This window comes from Megasphaera vaginalis (ex Bordigoni et al. 2020), from assembly GCF_900240295.1.
Lineage (GTDB): Bacteria > Bacillota > Negativicutes > Veillonellales > Megasphaeraceae > Megasphaera > Megasphaera vaginalis.
Map to the genome: position 1 here is coordinate 20,511 of NZ_OEQB01000009.1, position 14,602 is coordinate 35,112.

Annotated in this window: 13 protein-coding genes; all 13 read right to left on the minus strand. The window is 53.0% G+C overall.

Features of this window, described 5'->3' with window-relative positions; translation table 11 throughout:
* Positions 1-61: 61 nt before the first annotated feature.
* The gene (locus C0977_RS10085) at positions 62-538 is read right to left on the minus strand and encodes an FMN-binding protein (protein WP_159459059.1); all 477 of its coding nucleotides are present in this window, start codon (positions 536-538) and stop codon (positions 62-64) included.
* A 204-nt stretch (positions 539-742) separates the two neighbouring features.
* Complete coding sequence (locus tag C0977_RS10090; protein WP_101913319.1) at positions 743-1,912, minus strand: acetylornithine/succinylornithine family transaminase; 1,170 nt, start codon at positions 1,910-1,912, stop codon at positions 743-745.
* On the minus strand, positions 1,912-2,817 hold the full coding sequence (gene argB / locus C0977_RS10095) for an acetylglutamate kinase (RefSeq protein WP_234987645.1): 906 nt from the start codon (positions 2,815-2,817) through the stop codon (positions 1,912-1,914). The genes C0977_RS10090 and argB overlap by 1 nt, the downstream gene beginning before the upstream one ends.
* A 28-nt stretch (positions 2,818-2,845) precedes the next feature.
* The gene (locus C0977_RS10100; RefSeq protein ID WP_101913299.1) at positions 2,846-3,529 is read right to left on the minus strand and encodes a hypothetical protein; all 684 of its coding nucleotides are present in this window, start codon (positions 3,527-3,529) and stop codon (positions 2,846-2,848) included.
* A gap of 17 nt (positions 3,530-3,546) precedes the next feature.
* Positions 3,547-4,491, minus strand: coding sequence for an N-acetyl-gamma-glutamyl-phosphate reductase (gene argC / locus C0977_RS10105; RefSeq protein ID WP_101913300.1), 945 nt, complete (start codon positions 4,489-4,491; stop codon positions 3,547-3,549).
* Between the two features lie 195 nt (positions 4,492-4,686).
* Positions 4,687-7,893: a carbamoyl-phosphate synthase large subunit gene (gene carB / locus C0977_RS10110; protein WP_101913301.1), complete on the minus strand. Its 3,207-nt coding sequence runs from the start codon at positions 7,891-7,893 to the stop codon at positions 4,687-4,689.
* Position 7,894: 1 nt separating this feature from the next.
* Positions 7,895-8,953, minus strand: a complete 1,059-nt coding sequence (locus C0977_RS10115; protein ID WP_101913302.1) for a carbamoyl phosphate synthase small subunit — start codon at positions 8,951-8,953, stop codon at positions 7,895-7,897.
* Positions 8,950-10,239 carry a dihydroorotase gene (locus tag C0977_RS10120; RefSeq protein WP_101913303.1) on the minus strand — a complete coding sequence of 430 codons (1,290 nt, stop codon included), beginning with the start codon at positions 10,237-10,239 and terminating at the stop codon, positions 8,950-8,952. The genes C0977_RS10115 and C0977_RS10120 overlap by 4 nt, the downstream gene beginning before the upstream one ends.
* Positions 10,223-11,170, minus strand: coding sequence for an aspartate carbamoyltransferase catalytic subunit (locus tag C0977_RS10125; protein ID WP_101913304.1), 948 nt, complete (start codon positions 11,168-11,170; stop codon positions 10,223-10,225). Before C0977_RS10125 ends, C0977_RS10120 begins: the two co-directional genes overlap by 17 nt.
* A 266-nt stretch (positions 11,171-11,436) precedes the next feature.
* Positions 11,437-12,045: a sugar O-acetyltransferase gene (locus C0977_RS10130; RefSeq protein WP_101913305.1), complete on the minus strand. Its 609-nt coding sequence runs from the start codon at positions 12,043-12,045 to the stop codon at positions 11,437-11,439.
* 11 nt (positions 12,046-12,056) lie between these two features.
* Positions 12,057-12,956: a DMT family transporter gene (locus C0977_RS10135; protein WP_234987646.1), complete on the minus strand. Its 900-nt coding sequence runs from the start codon at positions 12,954-12,956 to the stop codon at positions 12,057-12,059.
* Between the two features lie 99 nt (positions 12,957-13,055).
* Positions 13,056-13,994 carry a hypothetical protein gene (locus tag C0977_RS10140; protein WP_101913306.1) on the minus strand — a complete coding sequence of 313 codons (939 nt, stop codon included), beginning with the start codon at positions 13,992-13,994 and terminating at the stop codon, positions 13,056-13,058.
* Positions 13,995-14,012: 18 nt separating this feature from the next.
* Positions 14,013-14,600, minus strand: a complete 588-nt coding sequence (gene pyrE / locus C0977_RS10145) for an orotate phosphoribosyltransferase (RefSeq protein ID WP_023053234.1) — start codon at positions 14,598-14,600, stop codon at positions 14,013-14,015.
* Positions 14,601-14,602 lie beyond the last annotated feature (2 nt).

Here is a 14,602-nt window from a genome sequence, read left to right on the forward strand (position 1 = left end):
GCCAAAAACAAGCGCCGACCCTCGCTGCAATCGGCAGCGCGGCTAGCCACTATCTTCCCCTCTATTTCTGTGCGTCAACTAAGGCTTTCCGCGCCGCTTCGACAAACTGCGTATGCGAGACGGTCGCCCCAGCCACAGCGTCAACGGCATCGACAGACTGCGTTTTGACGAGGTCATCGCCATACATTTTCATGGACCGATACGCTGTTTGCGCCCGTTTATAGCGATCTTCGCCTAAATTCTTACCGTACGTTTCATCTTTTATCTTACCGTCTCTATCTATCCCCTTAACGACAACGCCGGTAATCTTGTGATTCCGCACGGTAATCGCCACATCTGTCTTACCCAACTTGTCGTCAGCGGAGCTTTCTGCCGTATACGTGCCGTCTTTACTCTTGCCTAAATCGGCGACAGCAGTTTGTGCACTGTCTCCCGGCTTCGACGCTTTAGCGCCATCGTCCGTTGTGCCGCAGCCGGCCAGCAACACTGCCGCCATCACCACGGTACAACAGAATAAGCCTATCTGCTTTCCCTTCATCGCAATTCTCTCCTTTATTTTACAGATGATCTGTATATAGCGCAGGCAATCGCGCCAGTATAGTATGATCATACTGCACAGAGAAACGATTTTCAACTCCCGTGCAGCATAAAAAGCCGCTGCAAACAGTCCGGCGCAGCAGCAAAGATCTGGTGCAACGCATAAAAGGGACAGGCAAGTAGTCTCTTGCCTGTCCCTTTTGATTTACGCGTCGATAATTTTCTTCAATTTCTCGACAGCCCGTTTCAACACGTCCATAGGAATATTCAGCGGCGGCAGGAGCCGGAGCAAATCGTTCGCCGTCAATACCAAAAGGCCTTCGTCAATACAGTTGCTGACGAGTTGGGTTAACTCTTTGTCCGTCTTGACGCCGATCATCATGCCCATGCCGGAAACAAACTGAACATGCTTGCAACGCGCCAGTTCTTCCTTGATATACGCGCCTTTCGCCTTTACGTCCTGCAGCAGCGCATCGTCAATCCGGTCAATAATATTGCAGGCGCCAGCGGCACAGATCGGATTACCGCCGAACGTGGACCCGTGACTGTGGCTGTCAAGCGTTGCGGCGCACGACGCGGCAAACAGTGTCGCCCCCAAAGGCAAGCCGCCGCCGAGGGCCTTGGCCGTAGATACGATATCGGGTTGGATACCGTAATTCATATACGCATACAGCGCGCCGGTCCTGCCGTTACCGGTCTGTACTTCATCGATAATCAGTAACATATCATGCACCTTGGCGTAAGCGGCCGTAGCTTGGACAAAATCCCGATCCAAAGCCCTGACGCCGCCCTCTCCCTGAACGAGCTCCATCATGACGGCGCAAACGTCGTTTTTCTCCGCCAGCGCTTTAACGGAATTGAAATCGTCGGCATCGGCATAAACGAAACCATCTACAAAGGGACCGAAATCCTGATGCAGGGAATCCTGACCGGTAGCGGACAACGTCGCCATCGTTCTGCCGTGAAAGCTGTTTTTCAGCGTAATGATCGTATGCCTGCCGTCGCCATACTTATCATGCGAATACTTCCGCGCCGCTTTAATGGCACATTCATTGGATTCGGCGCCGGAATTGGAAAAGAACACCTTTTTCATTCCCGTCCGCTGGCAGAGTTTTTCCGCCAACAGCACCTGCGGCTCTGTATAAAACACATTGGAAATATGACTTAATTTCTGCAGCTGCGCAATAACGGCCGCCTGCCAGGCATCGTCGGAGACGCCGAAAACGTTGACGGCAATACCGGCACTCAGATCGATATATTCTTTACCGTCCGTATCATACAATACGGCGCCTTTACCGTGATCCAGGACGACATCCAGACGATTGTACACATTAACGATATATTCCTTATCCAATTCCTTATAGTTCCGCATCATCATAGCGCTCCCTCTCCGTCATCAACATGCTGCTCAACAACCATCGTCCCCAGCCCCTCTGCCGTCAGCAGCTCAATCAAAATAGCATGAGGAACCGTGCCGTTCACGATGAAAACACGTTTTACGCCGGCCTGCACGGCGTCGGTACAGCACTTCACTTTCGGAATCATACCGCCGGCAATCGTGCCGTCTCGCTTTAATTCCGCCGCCTGCTGCAATGTGATTTCTTTGAGCAAGGTGGAGGCGTCATGCGGATCGGCAAGAACACCATCAATATTGGTCATGGAAATCATGCATTCCGCGTGCAACGCACCGGCAATTTCCGCAGCTGCCGTATCGGCGTTAATATTATACGCTTTTCCTTTCAGATCGGTACCGATCGTGGAAATGACGGGAATGTACCCTTTTTCCAGGTTATCCTTAATCAGGGATACGTCAATATGCGTGATTTCTCCGACCAGTCCCAGTTCGTCGCTTTGCTTCTTGACTTGTATCATTTGATCATCCAGACCGCAAAGGCCGACTGCCTTACCGCCCATCAGTCCCAAAAGGTTGACCAGATCTTTATTGACCTGTCCGGCCAATACCATTTGTACGACTTTCATCGTTTCTTCATCAGTTACGCGCAAACCGTCAAGAAACTTCGACTCTATTCCCAGTTTGTCGAGCGTTTCTTTTATATGCGGGCCGCCGCCGTGAACGAGAACGACCTTGACGCCGATCAGACTCAGCAGCACCAAATCCCCCATAACCGATTGTTTCAACGGATCGTTCGTCATGGCATTGCCGCCGTACTTGACGACGATAATCTTCCCGTTATACCGCTTGATATACGGTAAGGCATCGGTTAAAATCGCCGCTTTATCCGCATTTGTTATTGTCGAACCACCTGTACTCATTGTCATGTTCTTCCCCCCGCTCCGCCGCCGGCTTTTAACTTGCCGTTCTGCAGCATCTTTTCACACCCATCGATTCCAGCGCCAACGCCAAGGCGTCTGCAGCAAACAAGTGCGGCTGCCGCTCTGCAGCCACAGCCATCAAAACCGCATCATAATCGTGAAAGTCATAGCGATCTGTCAAATTTCGCCAGACAATTCCCGCCTCTTCGCCCGATAAGCCCGTATCGGTCAAAAAGAGCGCAACCCCTTTGCCGGCAACAGTCGGCGCCGCAACGACGGCCATGACGTGAGATCCGCAGCCGCTGACGGTCAATATCTTTCCTGCCGATATGGAGGCCAACGCCTCCGCGCCGTCATCGTTCAGATCGGCAGCCAGTGAAGGAAAACTGTCCACAAGCCGGGACGGCCGAAAGTGCCCTGCGGCGGATCCGCTGGCAAGCAAAGCGGATCCATGCACGCCGGCGGCAGCATCGGCCGCCGCACAAAGCTGCCCGGTAATCTCGCTGCCGCGTCGTCCCTGCGGCAAAGCAATCCCATGATGCCAGATAAGCACCTTCGTCATCGTACAGGAAATCCGCGTATGGACGGAACGAAGAAGATAACATTCCTTTTCGCTGCGAATCATGGCCGTATCCACCTTAAGCCTGCTGTCCATCCCGCTGTACGTAACGGATGAACGAAACCCCTGCGGCAACTTTGTTGCACCTATGCCGTTCATCTTCATTCCACCTTTCTTCAACGATGTAGCTTCAACCCCGTTGTCGCCTCGGCTCCGATCATATAGTTCATATTTTCGATAGCGGCGCCGGACGCCCCTTTTCCTAAATTATCAAACAACGTCGTGATAACGATTCGTTCATCATTACCGCTGATCAGTATCTCCATATCATCGTATCCCGCCAACGCATTGGCGCCGACAAGTCTCTTGGCATCATCGACAGCGGCGACACGGATAAACGGACTGTCGCCGTAATGTTCGCTATACAACTGCCAAATATCCCGGCAGCCGACCTTTTTTTGCAGCAGTCTCGTAAAAATCGGCACCGTTACTTCCATGCCGCTGTAATAATCGGCAACGACGGGTGTAAATGCAGGTTCATACTGGAGACCGGAAAATTTTTTCATCTCCGGTAAATGTTTATGCATCTGATTGAGCCCATACTGGCGCGGCGCCGAAAATGCTGCCGTTCTGTCAGGCCCTTCGTATTGTTCTATCATTTTTCTGCCGCCGCCGCTGTAACCGGTAAGGGAATAGGCGGTTACAGGATAGTCAGCGGCCATAACACCGGCTGCTATCAACGGCTGCACAGCGGCAATAACACCGCTGGCGTGACATCCGGGATTGGCGATGCGCTTGCCGGCGGCAATAGCCGCACGCTGCGTTGCCGACAATTCGGGAAACCCGTAGATCCATCCCGCCGCCGTCCGATGCGCCGTCGACGTATCGATAAGGCGCACCGAGAGATCCTCCGCCAATACGGCCGCTTCCCTTGCCGCCCCGTCAGGCAAGCAAAGAAACGCGATGTCGGCAGCAGCCAAACAGTCCTTAACCGCCTTCGGATCCTTTCGCAGTTCATCGTCAATGGAAATCAATTCGATATCGTCTCTGCTTTTCAGGCGATCGTGAATCCGCAGTCCCGTCGTCCCTTCATGTCCGTTGATAAACACCTTTGTTTTCATTATCGGCTCCTTCCACGCTTGTAGTATACATGCTTTACCTTTAGCTAATATTGAATTTTTATTCATTATAGTTGCATTTTTTATTTTTGTCAAACCTTTTTTTCAAGACCCGTTACTAACCCGTTTCATTATCGTACATACGGCGAGAACTCCCCACGCTGCCGTGAAGAGTTCTCCAGACCATACTCTGTTAAATTATTCATCCAGATCGTAGTCCTGCAATGCCGCAACCCGGTGATAACCGTCGCCTTTTCCCTTATTGGCAAAGACGCGCAGAACTTCTCTGGCCGTATCGAGCGACGTCAGGCACGGAACCGCCAGTTCAACAGCCATACGGCGCAGATTGAAGCCGTCGCGTTCAGGATGCTTACCTGCCGTCAAAGTGTTGACGACGAGATCAATCTTGCCGTTACGGATTAAGCTGGCAATATTCTGTCCCGATTCATGAATCTTGCGGACGACGTCCACAGTAAAGGCGTTATCGTTAAAATACTTTCCCGTCCCTTCCGTGGCAATGATATGATAACCCAGATCCCGGAATCCCTTGGCCAATGCCAACGCTTCTTCCTTGTCCCTGTCGGCAACGGTCACCAGAATCGTACCGCCTGCGGGAATTCTCATCTTAGCGCCGCTGACGGCTTTGTATAACGCTTCGGAATAGGTCTTGCCGATCCCCATGACTTCCCCTGTCGACTTCATTTCAGGCCCCAAAGCGATTTCAGCCAAGCCGATTTTGCTGAAGGAGAATACCGGAGCTTTCGCCGCAACGTGACCGCGCGGCGGCAAAAGGCCGCCGACGATCCCCATGGACTGCAGCGTTTCGCCTAAAGCAATGCGCGTCGCCAGTTCAACCATCGGCACGTGAGTAACCTTGCTGAGGAACGGCACAGTACGGCTCGAACGCGGATTGACTTCAATAATATACAGCTTCCCTTTGGCCACGACGAACTGAATATTGACGCTTCCTTTCACACCCAATTCCAGCGTAATGCGCGTCGTATAATCGACAATCTTGTCGATTGTAGCCGCAGAAAGATGCTGCGGCGGATAAACGGCGATAGAATCGCCGGAATGAACGCCGGCCCGTTCGACTTGTTCCATGATACCGGGAATGAAGACGTCTTTTCCATCCGAAATGGCGTCAACTTCCACTTCACGGCCAACCATATATTCATCAATCAGGATCGGATGATCCGGCGAAGCGATGACGGCTTCGCGAAGATAGCGTTCCAATTCAGCTTCCGTATAGACGATTTCCATGGCTCTGCCGCCGAGAACGTACGACGGGCGGACGATAAGCGGAAACTCCAGTTCCTTTGCAACCGACAGGGCTTCCGTATCACTCGTAGCGATGCGTCCCGCCGGCCTGGGAATATTCAATTTCGCCAAGAGTTCATCGAACCGTTCCCGGTCTTCGGCCCGATCCATCCCATCGACGGAAGTCCCGAGAACGGTAACGCCCCGCGCCGCCAGCGGAGCCGCCAGATTGATCGCCGTCTGACCGCCGAATTGGCAAATAACACCGACGGGCTTTTCCTTGTCGACAACGGCCATGACGTCTTCTACCGTAAGCGGTTCAAAATACAAGCTGTCCGACGTATCGAAATCGGTACTGACCGTTTCCGGATTATTATTGACGATGATGCTGTTCATGCCGGCGTTGCGCAAGGCCCAGGCGGAGTGAACGGAGCAATAATCGAATTCAATGCCCTGTCCGATACGGATCGGGCCGGAACCGATAACGATGACGCTCTTCCTGCCGAGCGGCTTGACCTCATCTTCTCCGGCGTAACACGAGTAATAGTACGGCGTCGCCGCTTCGAATTCGGCAGCGCAAGTATCGACCATCTTGAAGGTCGGGCAAATCTCTCTGCCGACGCGGAACTCCCGCACTTCTTCTTCCGTCTTGCCGGTAAAGGCGCCAATAACGGCATCAGGCATACTGTATTTCTTTGCCAAGGCGACGGCTTCCGTCGTCAACCCTTCTTTTTTCAGCCGTTCTTCCAAGGAAACGATATTCATCAATTTGCGCAGGAACCATAAGTCATACCCTGTGATAAAATGAATTTTTTCAGCGCTAATGCCGAGGCGGAGCGCCTGAATCACGACAAAGATCCGCTCGTCATCCTGCTTTTGCAGCAGTTCCACAATATCGATGAGCGATTTGCTTTCAAGCTTTTTCAGCGATACGTAATTGACCCCGATTTCCAGCGAACGGACGGCCTTGAGCAGCGCTCCTTCGAAGGTCCGGTCTAGGGCCATGACTTCACCGGTCGCCTTCATCTGCGTTCCTAACGTGCGATCGGCAAGGGCGAACTTTTCAAAGGGCCAACGCGGAAATTTGACGACACAGTAATCCAAGGCCGGTTCGAAACAAGCCGTCGTCTTACCCGTAACGGCATTCATGATTTCATCCAACGTTTTGCCTGTCGCGACCTTGGCGGCCACCTTGGCAATGGGATAGCCCGTAGCCTTGGACGCAAGCGCCGATGAACGGCTGACTCGGGGGTTTACTTCAATAACATAGTACTGATTGCTGTTCGGATCCAAGGCATACTGCACGTTGCAGCCGCCTTCAATCTTCAGGCGGCGAATAATGTCGAGCGACGCCGTCCGCAGCATCTGATACTGCAAATCATTCAGCGTCTGACTCGGCGCCACGACGATGGAATCACCGGTATGCACGCCGACGGGATCGATATTTTCCATATTGCAGACGATAATGCAGTTATCCGCCTTGTCACGCATGACTTCATATTCGATTTCCTTCCAACCCGCTACGGACCGTTCAACGAGGATCTGATTAATCGGGCTGAGCTTGATCCCTCGCGTGGCGATCATGAACAGTTCCTCTTCGTCATGAGCGATGCCGCCGCCGGTGCCGCCCAAGGTATACGCGGGCCGCACGATAATCGGATAACCGATCTTGTCGGCAAAGTCGATAACCGCAGTCACGTCTTCAAAAATATCGCTTTCCGGCACGGGCTGATGAATGTCGTTCATCGCTTTTTTGAACAGTTCCCGGTCTTCCGCTTCCTGAATCGCGCTCAGATCGGTCCCCAAAAGGCGGACATTATATTTTTCCAGCACGCCGGCAGTGGACAGTTGAACGGCCATATTCAAGCCGACCTGTCCGCCGAGCGTTGCCAGAAGGCCATCTGGCCGTTCCTTTTCAATGACCTCCGTAACATAGTCCAGGGAAATCGGCTCTACATAGACACGGTCGGCAATATCTTCGTCAGTCATGATCGTCGCCGGATTACTGTTGATCAGGACGACCTCCAATCCTTCTTCTTTCAGCGAACGGCAGGCCTGTGTGCCGGCATAGTCAAATTCAGCGGCCTGACCGATAATAATCGGCCCCGATCCGATTACGAGAACCTTCTTTAATTCAGCTGCCATCTTAGTTTCCCTCCATCATCTGGATAAATTGTCCAAACAGATACAAGTTATCAGTCGGTCCCGGCGATGCTTCCGGATGATATTGGACGCACATGATCCGTTTTTCCGGATACACAAAGCCCTCCAGGGTATTGTCGTGAAGGCTGCGATGCGTCACGGTAACGCCTTCCGGCAACGTCGTTTCGTCAATGATATAACCGTGGTTCTGGGACGTAATATAGACCCGTCCCGTCTGCACATCTTTAACGGGATGATTGGACCCGCGATGGCCGAAAGCCAGCTTTTTCGCCTGGCCGCCGAGAGCCAGCCCCAAAAGTTGAAGCCCCATGCAAATACCGAAAATCGGCTTTTTGCCGATCATTTTTTTTACTTCCTCATAGCACTGCGGCACATCTGCCGGATCGCCGGGGCCGTTGGAAAGGAAAATACCGTCAGGCCGGACGGCTAAAACGTCTTCCGCTTTCGTATCATGGGGAAAAACGGTAATGCGGCAATCATTTCTAATGAGATCACGCAAAATATTATCTTTGGCACCGTAGTCCATGACGGCGACGTGATACTGCCCATTCCCCCGCTGTTTGACCTGCTTCGTCGAAACTCGCGCGATAAGCTGCGTTTCCAGCGGCGTATCAAACAGCTCCTTTACCGCTTCTTCCATCATCGTATCAGGTACGATAACGCCCTTCATGACGCCATGGCTGCGGATTGCTCGGGTAATGGCCCGCGTATCGACATGGTAGAGACAGGTAATGTGATGGGTCATAATAAAGGTCGCCAGGGGACCTTCATTCTGCCAATTGCTCGGCGCATCGCAAAGCTCACTGACGATAAACCCGGCCGCATACGGTCTGTCAGCCTGTTCAATCTCATGAAAGAGGCCGTAATTACCGATAAGCGGATACGTCAAGGTGATGATCTGCCCGGCATAAGACGGATCCGTAAACGTTTCCTGATACCCCGTCATGCCCGTATTGAAAACGACTTCGCCGACCGTTGCGGCAGCAGTCAGCATATCGCCGCAAAATTGCTGTCCATTTTCTAAGATGAGTCTTCCCTTCATCGCAATACCTCCCCGTCCTTCATGACAATTTCACCGTCAACAATCGTTGCGACAGCCTTCCCCTTCAAAATCATGTCGTCGAAAGGCGTCGATTTGCCTTTCGAATAAAATGTCCCCGAATCGACAACCCATTCTTTATGCAGATCAAGGATGGTCAAGTCGGCGGCTTTGCCGACGGCAATGACGCCGGCGTCAAGACCCAGAATCTCGGCTTGTGCCGTCGACATGGCGCGGACGATAGTCGTCAAATCGACACTGCCCGTATGGTACAGATAGGTCAGCACCGTGCCAACGCTCGTTTCCAAACCGACAAAACCGCTCGGCGCCAAATTCAGCGAACGGTCCTTTTCTTCCCACGTATGCGGCGCATGATCGGTAACAATGGCATCGATCGTGCCGTCGAGCAATCCGGCAACGACAGCGGCACGATGTTCTTCCGACCGCAACGGCGGGTTGACCTTGAAACGCGGATCAAAGCCGCGCAGCGCTTCATCGGTAAGAATCATATGCTGCGGCGTTGCTTCCGCCGTGACACGGATCCCTTTCGCCTTGGCCCGACGCACCATATCGACGGCGTTCTTCGTGCTGATGTGCGCAATATGGACGGCAGCATGCGTCGCTTCCGCCAAAAGAATGTCACGGGCGACGGAAATGTCTTCAGCCACAGCCGGACGCCCTTTCAGGCCAAGCTCGTTGGAGACGGCGCCTTCATGCATACAGCCGCCGGCAACAAGGCTGCCGTCTTCGCAATGGTCAATGACAAGCTTGTGGAGCATATCGGCATATTCCATAGCCTTACGCATGAAATCGGCGCTTTCCACATAATGCCCGTCGTCGGAAAAAGCGACGGCGCCGGCATCGGCCATAGCCCCCATTGCCGACAGTTCTTTTCCTTCCTGATTTTTCGAGAGCGCTCCGATGACGTCCACTTTCACGACGCCTTCTCGTTCCGCCTTGTATTTCAAGCCTTCAACGATAATCGCCTTGTCAATAACGGGATCCGTATTCGGCATTGTGACAACTCGTGTAATGCCGCCGGCGGCAGCCGCCTGCGTACCGCTGGCGATCGTTTCTTTACCGGACTGTCCAGGTTGACGTAAATGAACATGCATATCGATAAAGCCCGGCGCCACGACAAGTCCGGATGCATCGAAAACAACGGCGCCGTCAGCCTGAAGATGTTTGCCGACGGCTTGGAATTTGCCGTCGTCGATCAAGATATCGCAAATATCGTCCGTCTGTAACGCCGGATTGATCACTCTGCCGTTCTTAACGAGTAATGCCATTTTCGTCTCCTCCTATAATCGTTAAATAAAGTACCGCCATGCGTACGCACAAGCCGTTCTTGACCTGTTCCTGAATGGACGAATGGCTGCCGTAACAAATGTCCGTACCGATTTCCAAACCGCGATTCATCGGTCCCGGGTGCAGAATGAGAACGTCTTTTTTCGCTGTTTGCAGCCGTACCGCATTAATGCCGAATTGACTGTAATACTCACCATCGCTGGGGAAAAAGCCGGCGCCTTGCCGCTCTTTCTGAATCCGCAGAACGTTGATGACATCAGCACCTTCAAGGGCTTCGTCCAGATCATAATGGAAGGTGACGCCGAGAGCCACGGCCAGTTCCGGCTGCAACAACGTGCGCGGGCCGACAAGGTGAACATCGGCGCCCATTGTCTTCAAGCCGTAAACGTTGGAACGAGCCACGCGGCTGTGATCGATATCGCCGACGATGACGACTTTCAAGCCGTCAATGCGCCCTTTCACTTCTTGTATCGTATAGAGATCCAGCAGTGCCTGCGTCGGATGCTCGTGGGCGCCGTCACCGGCGTTAATGATAACAGGATCCACGCACTGATGCGCAAAAAGTGGCGAGCCTTCCTGCTTGTGACGCATGACGATAGCGTCGACGCCCATAGCCGTAACGGTCAGCAAGGTGTCGCGAAAGCTTTCGCCTTTGACCAGCGAACTGCCGCACGGCGTAAAATTCACCACGCTGGCATCGAGATAGTTGGCTGCCATTTCAAAGGATCCGCTCGTCCGCGTGCTCGGTTCAAAAAACATATTGACGACCGACTTCCCCCGCAGGAGGGGCAACTTCTTATTTCCGCTGTTCACGACAGCTTTCATCCTGGCGGCGGCGCGCAAGATCAGTTCGATTTCTTCTCGCGTTGCACCCTGCAATCCCAACAGACTCTTGCCTTGCAACAGACTCATGGAAATCCTCCTTTGTACAAAAAAAGACCTTCGCCCTGGGCAAAGGTCATATTAACAGACACGACAAAATATGTCCCTTTTTAGCCTCACTGGACTACATTAAAGGTACAAGCATGTAAAGATCGAATCGAACAGCCTCTCGGGACTGCTTCCTATTCTCGTTATATTTTAAAGATATCTGTCACTAAAGTCAAGAAAAACTTTACTGTCTGTCGGCAAATACATAAAAGCCGGGACACCGCCCTACTCGGCCGCCTTTCTCACTTTTATCCGTCCGCTCCGTACCGGTCAGCCAGTTGCTGCCAATACGCCTCGTCCGCCGCCGTCAACGGGCGCAGAACACGGCAGGGATTGCCGGCAGCGACAACCTGATCGGGGATGTCCCTGGTAACGACCGAGCCCGATCCGATGACAACATTGCTGCCGATCGTAACGCCCGGATTGACCGTGCTGTGACCGCCGATCCAAACATCATCGCCAATGACGACCGGCCTGCCGAACTCCAGACCGCGTCGCCGTACGGCAGCCGCGAGCGGATGCCCTGCCGTATAAATCCCGACCTGCGGTCCCAGCAGGACATTGTTCCCGATAGTCACTGCAGCGACATCAATGATGACGCAGCCGTAATTGGCAGCAAAACCGTCGCCGATATGAATCGTATACCCGTAATCGCAATAAAAAGGCGGCGCGATCCAAAAACGCTCGCCAATAGCTCCGAAGAGTTCCCGAAAATTCGCCTTACGCCGCTCTTCATCGTGTTCCAGGGGATTATTGATCACTCCCGTCAGCTTTTTGGCTCTGTCGTAAAGCCGACGCAGTTCTTCGCCTTGCGGAACATACAATTTTCCCGCTTCCATCCGTTCCCGTTCCGTCATGCTCTACGCTCCTATCCGGTGACACGCTTCTGTGCCATAACTAAAAACACAGTCAGTATAATACAGACAAACCCGATCAGTTCGGCAGGCTGAAAGACGGTCCCCAGAAAAATCGCCGAACAGAGGGCTGACGAAAGGGGTTCAAGTGTCCCCAAAAGCGTCGCCTTGATGGGACCGATATCACCGACGCCACGCAAAAAAAGAATATACGTCAGTACCGTGCCGATCAGGATGATAGCGGCAAAAAGCCCCCATGCCGCCCCGTCAAAAGACGGCAATGAGCGCCACGGCTGAATGACGGCGGCCAAGGCCAGACCGCCAATAAGCATTCCCAATGCGTTAACAACGATGCTGCCCCAGCGCCTGACCAGGGAAATAGCCAGAAAAGAATAACAGACACAGCCGACAGCGGCCAGCAGTCCCCACGTCAGGGCCAACGGCGATAAGACGACTTGCCGCCAGTCCCCGTGTGTCGATATCAGAAAGACTCCGACGAGAGCTAACAGGATGGAAAGGGACTCTCTGCCGTAAGGACGGCGTCCGGCAGTAAAGCAAACGATGACGGCCATCATGACGACGCTTAACGTTTGCAGGATCGTTGCCGTGCCGGCATTGGAAAATTGGATGCACGAATAAAAAGCCAACTGACTGAGCATTAACCCAAAAATTCCGTAGCCGATCAAATGCAACAGCAAGCGGTGTTCTTCAGTCACCGCACTTCGCAGCGACAGCAGCTGCCGGCCGGTCAGGGCCAGGAGCACAACACCGGCACCGGCCATGCGCACACTCGTGATCCAATATGCCGTAACATCGTAATGGACCAACAGATACTGTCCTACGACGCCGGAAAGGCCCCAAATGACGGCGCCGCCGCCGGCACACAAGTACCCGCGCAGATCATGATTTTTCACCAGCACACACCTCCTGACTTCCTTCCTATCATAACATAATAACGCGGTGATTTCCGCTTTTCCATCGAAAATCACCGCGTTATACCTTCTTGCTGTCCGCTACCAATCGAAAAAACGTTGCTCACTGTCAATCAGCGGCAGTTCCGGCAGTCCTGTCGGCGACGGCTGAATCAGCCAGAAAACCAGAACGGCCAATACGGTCAGGCCAATCGCCAAATACGAAAACGGACCTTTCGTCCCGTGCTCGTAAAGCCCGAAGAGGCGGATGCCGACGGCGGAACCGATCGTCGAAAAAAGCGCGCCCAGAGAAAAATAACCGTAAAGAAAATACGCGCCAACAAGGGCGACTATAACCGCCGTATTGATGACAATAGGATACACGTTGAAAAGCTCCGTCCGCCGCGATCGCTGAAGCGCTCCAAACCAGTCTGTGAGCTCGATGCCAACCAAACCGACAAGAAAGGCTCCGCCATAGAGAAGTCGGTCCCAAACCCGTTCCCACTTACGGCGATCGCCGCCCTGCCAGGCAAGCACGGCCGTGCCTAAAATGACCAGCCCGACAAAAATATAATACCCATCTTCCGGCATGAAGCGAACGAGGGCGACGCCGCCAAGGGCCAAAACGGCAGCGATACCGCACATCTTTGCCAATGAAGCGGTAGCCGGCTTATCCTTGACATCCATACTTTGATACATTTTGGCAAAGATTTCCGCCAAGAAAACGGCCACAAAGAAGACAATACCGAAAAAAGGGCTAAAAACGGCAGCAGCAATCGTAATCAAAACGGGAATCATAATTTTAAAACCGGGAAAAATAACGAAATCTTTAATTCCCATTACATGGCGCTGCGTATAAATCGTAAAATAGGTGAAGGCATTGAACATCAGCATTGCCGAAACCGCTTCAACAGGCTTTGCGCCCATGTACAACAGGATCAACAACACTGCCGCGCTCATATTGACGCCTGTAAAACGGGCGAAAACGGCGCCGGCCAGACCGGCATTAAAAAAAGGCAATACTGCAAATAGACTCTCCATGGATGCATCTCCTAAACGTTATTTAATGTGATGACTGCCCCGTTCCGTCATCGGAACACCTTCCTTGCAAAGAGGACAGGCAGAAGGCTCATACGTCGGTACGGTCAAATGAAGCAAGGCCTGTACATGTTCTTTCGGTACGCCGAATTCAGCCTTGCCGCCGCTGCGGTCAACGAGCAACCCGACACCGACAACAATACCGCCGGCAGCCTTGACGACGTTGACTACTTCCTGAACGGATCCGCCCGTTGTCACAATATCTTCAACGACCAGTACCCGCTCGCCCGGCGCGATGCGAAAACCGCGGCGCAACGTCATGACGCCCTTTTCCCGTTCCGTAAAAATGGCCCTCGTCCCCAACGCTTTGCCCACTTCGTGAGCCAAAAGAATACCGCCGGTCATCGGCCCCATAACAGTCTGTACGTCTTGATCGCGAAATCGTTCCGCCAAGTCTCTGCAGAGTCGTTCCGTATATTCCGGGTGCTGCAAAACATTAAATTTTTCTACATAAAGCGGGCTGTGCAACCCCGAGGTCAAGAGAAAATGCCCTTCCAGGACCGCCTTCGTTTCCACCAATAATGCCTTGACTTCCGCTTCTGTCATCATCG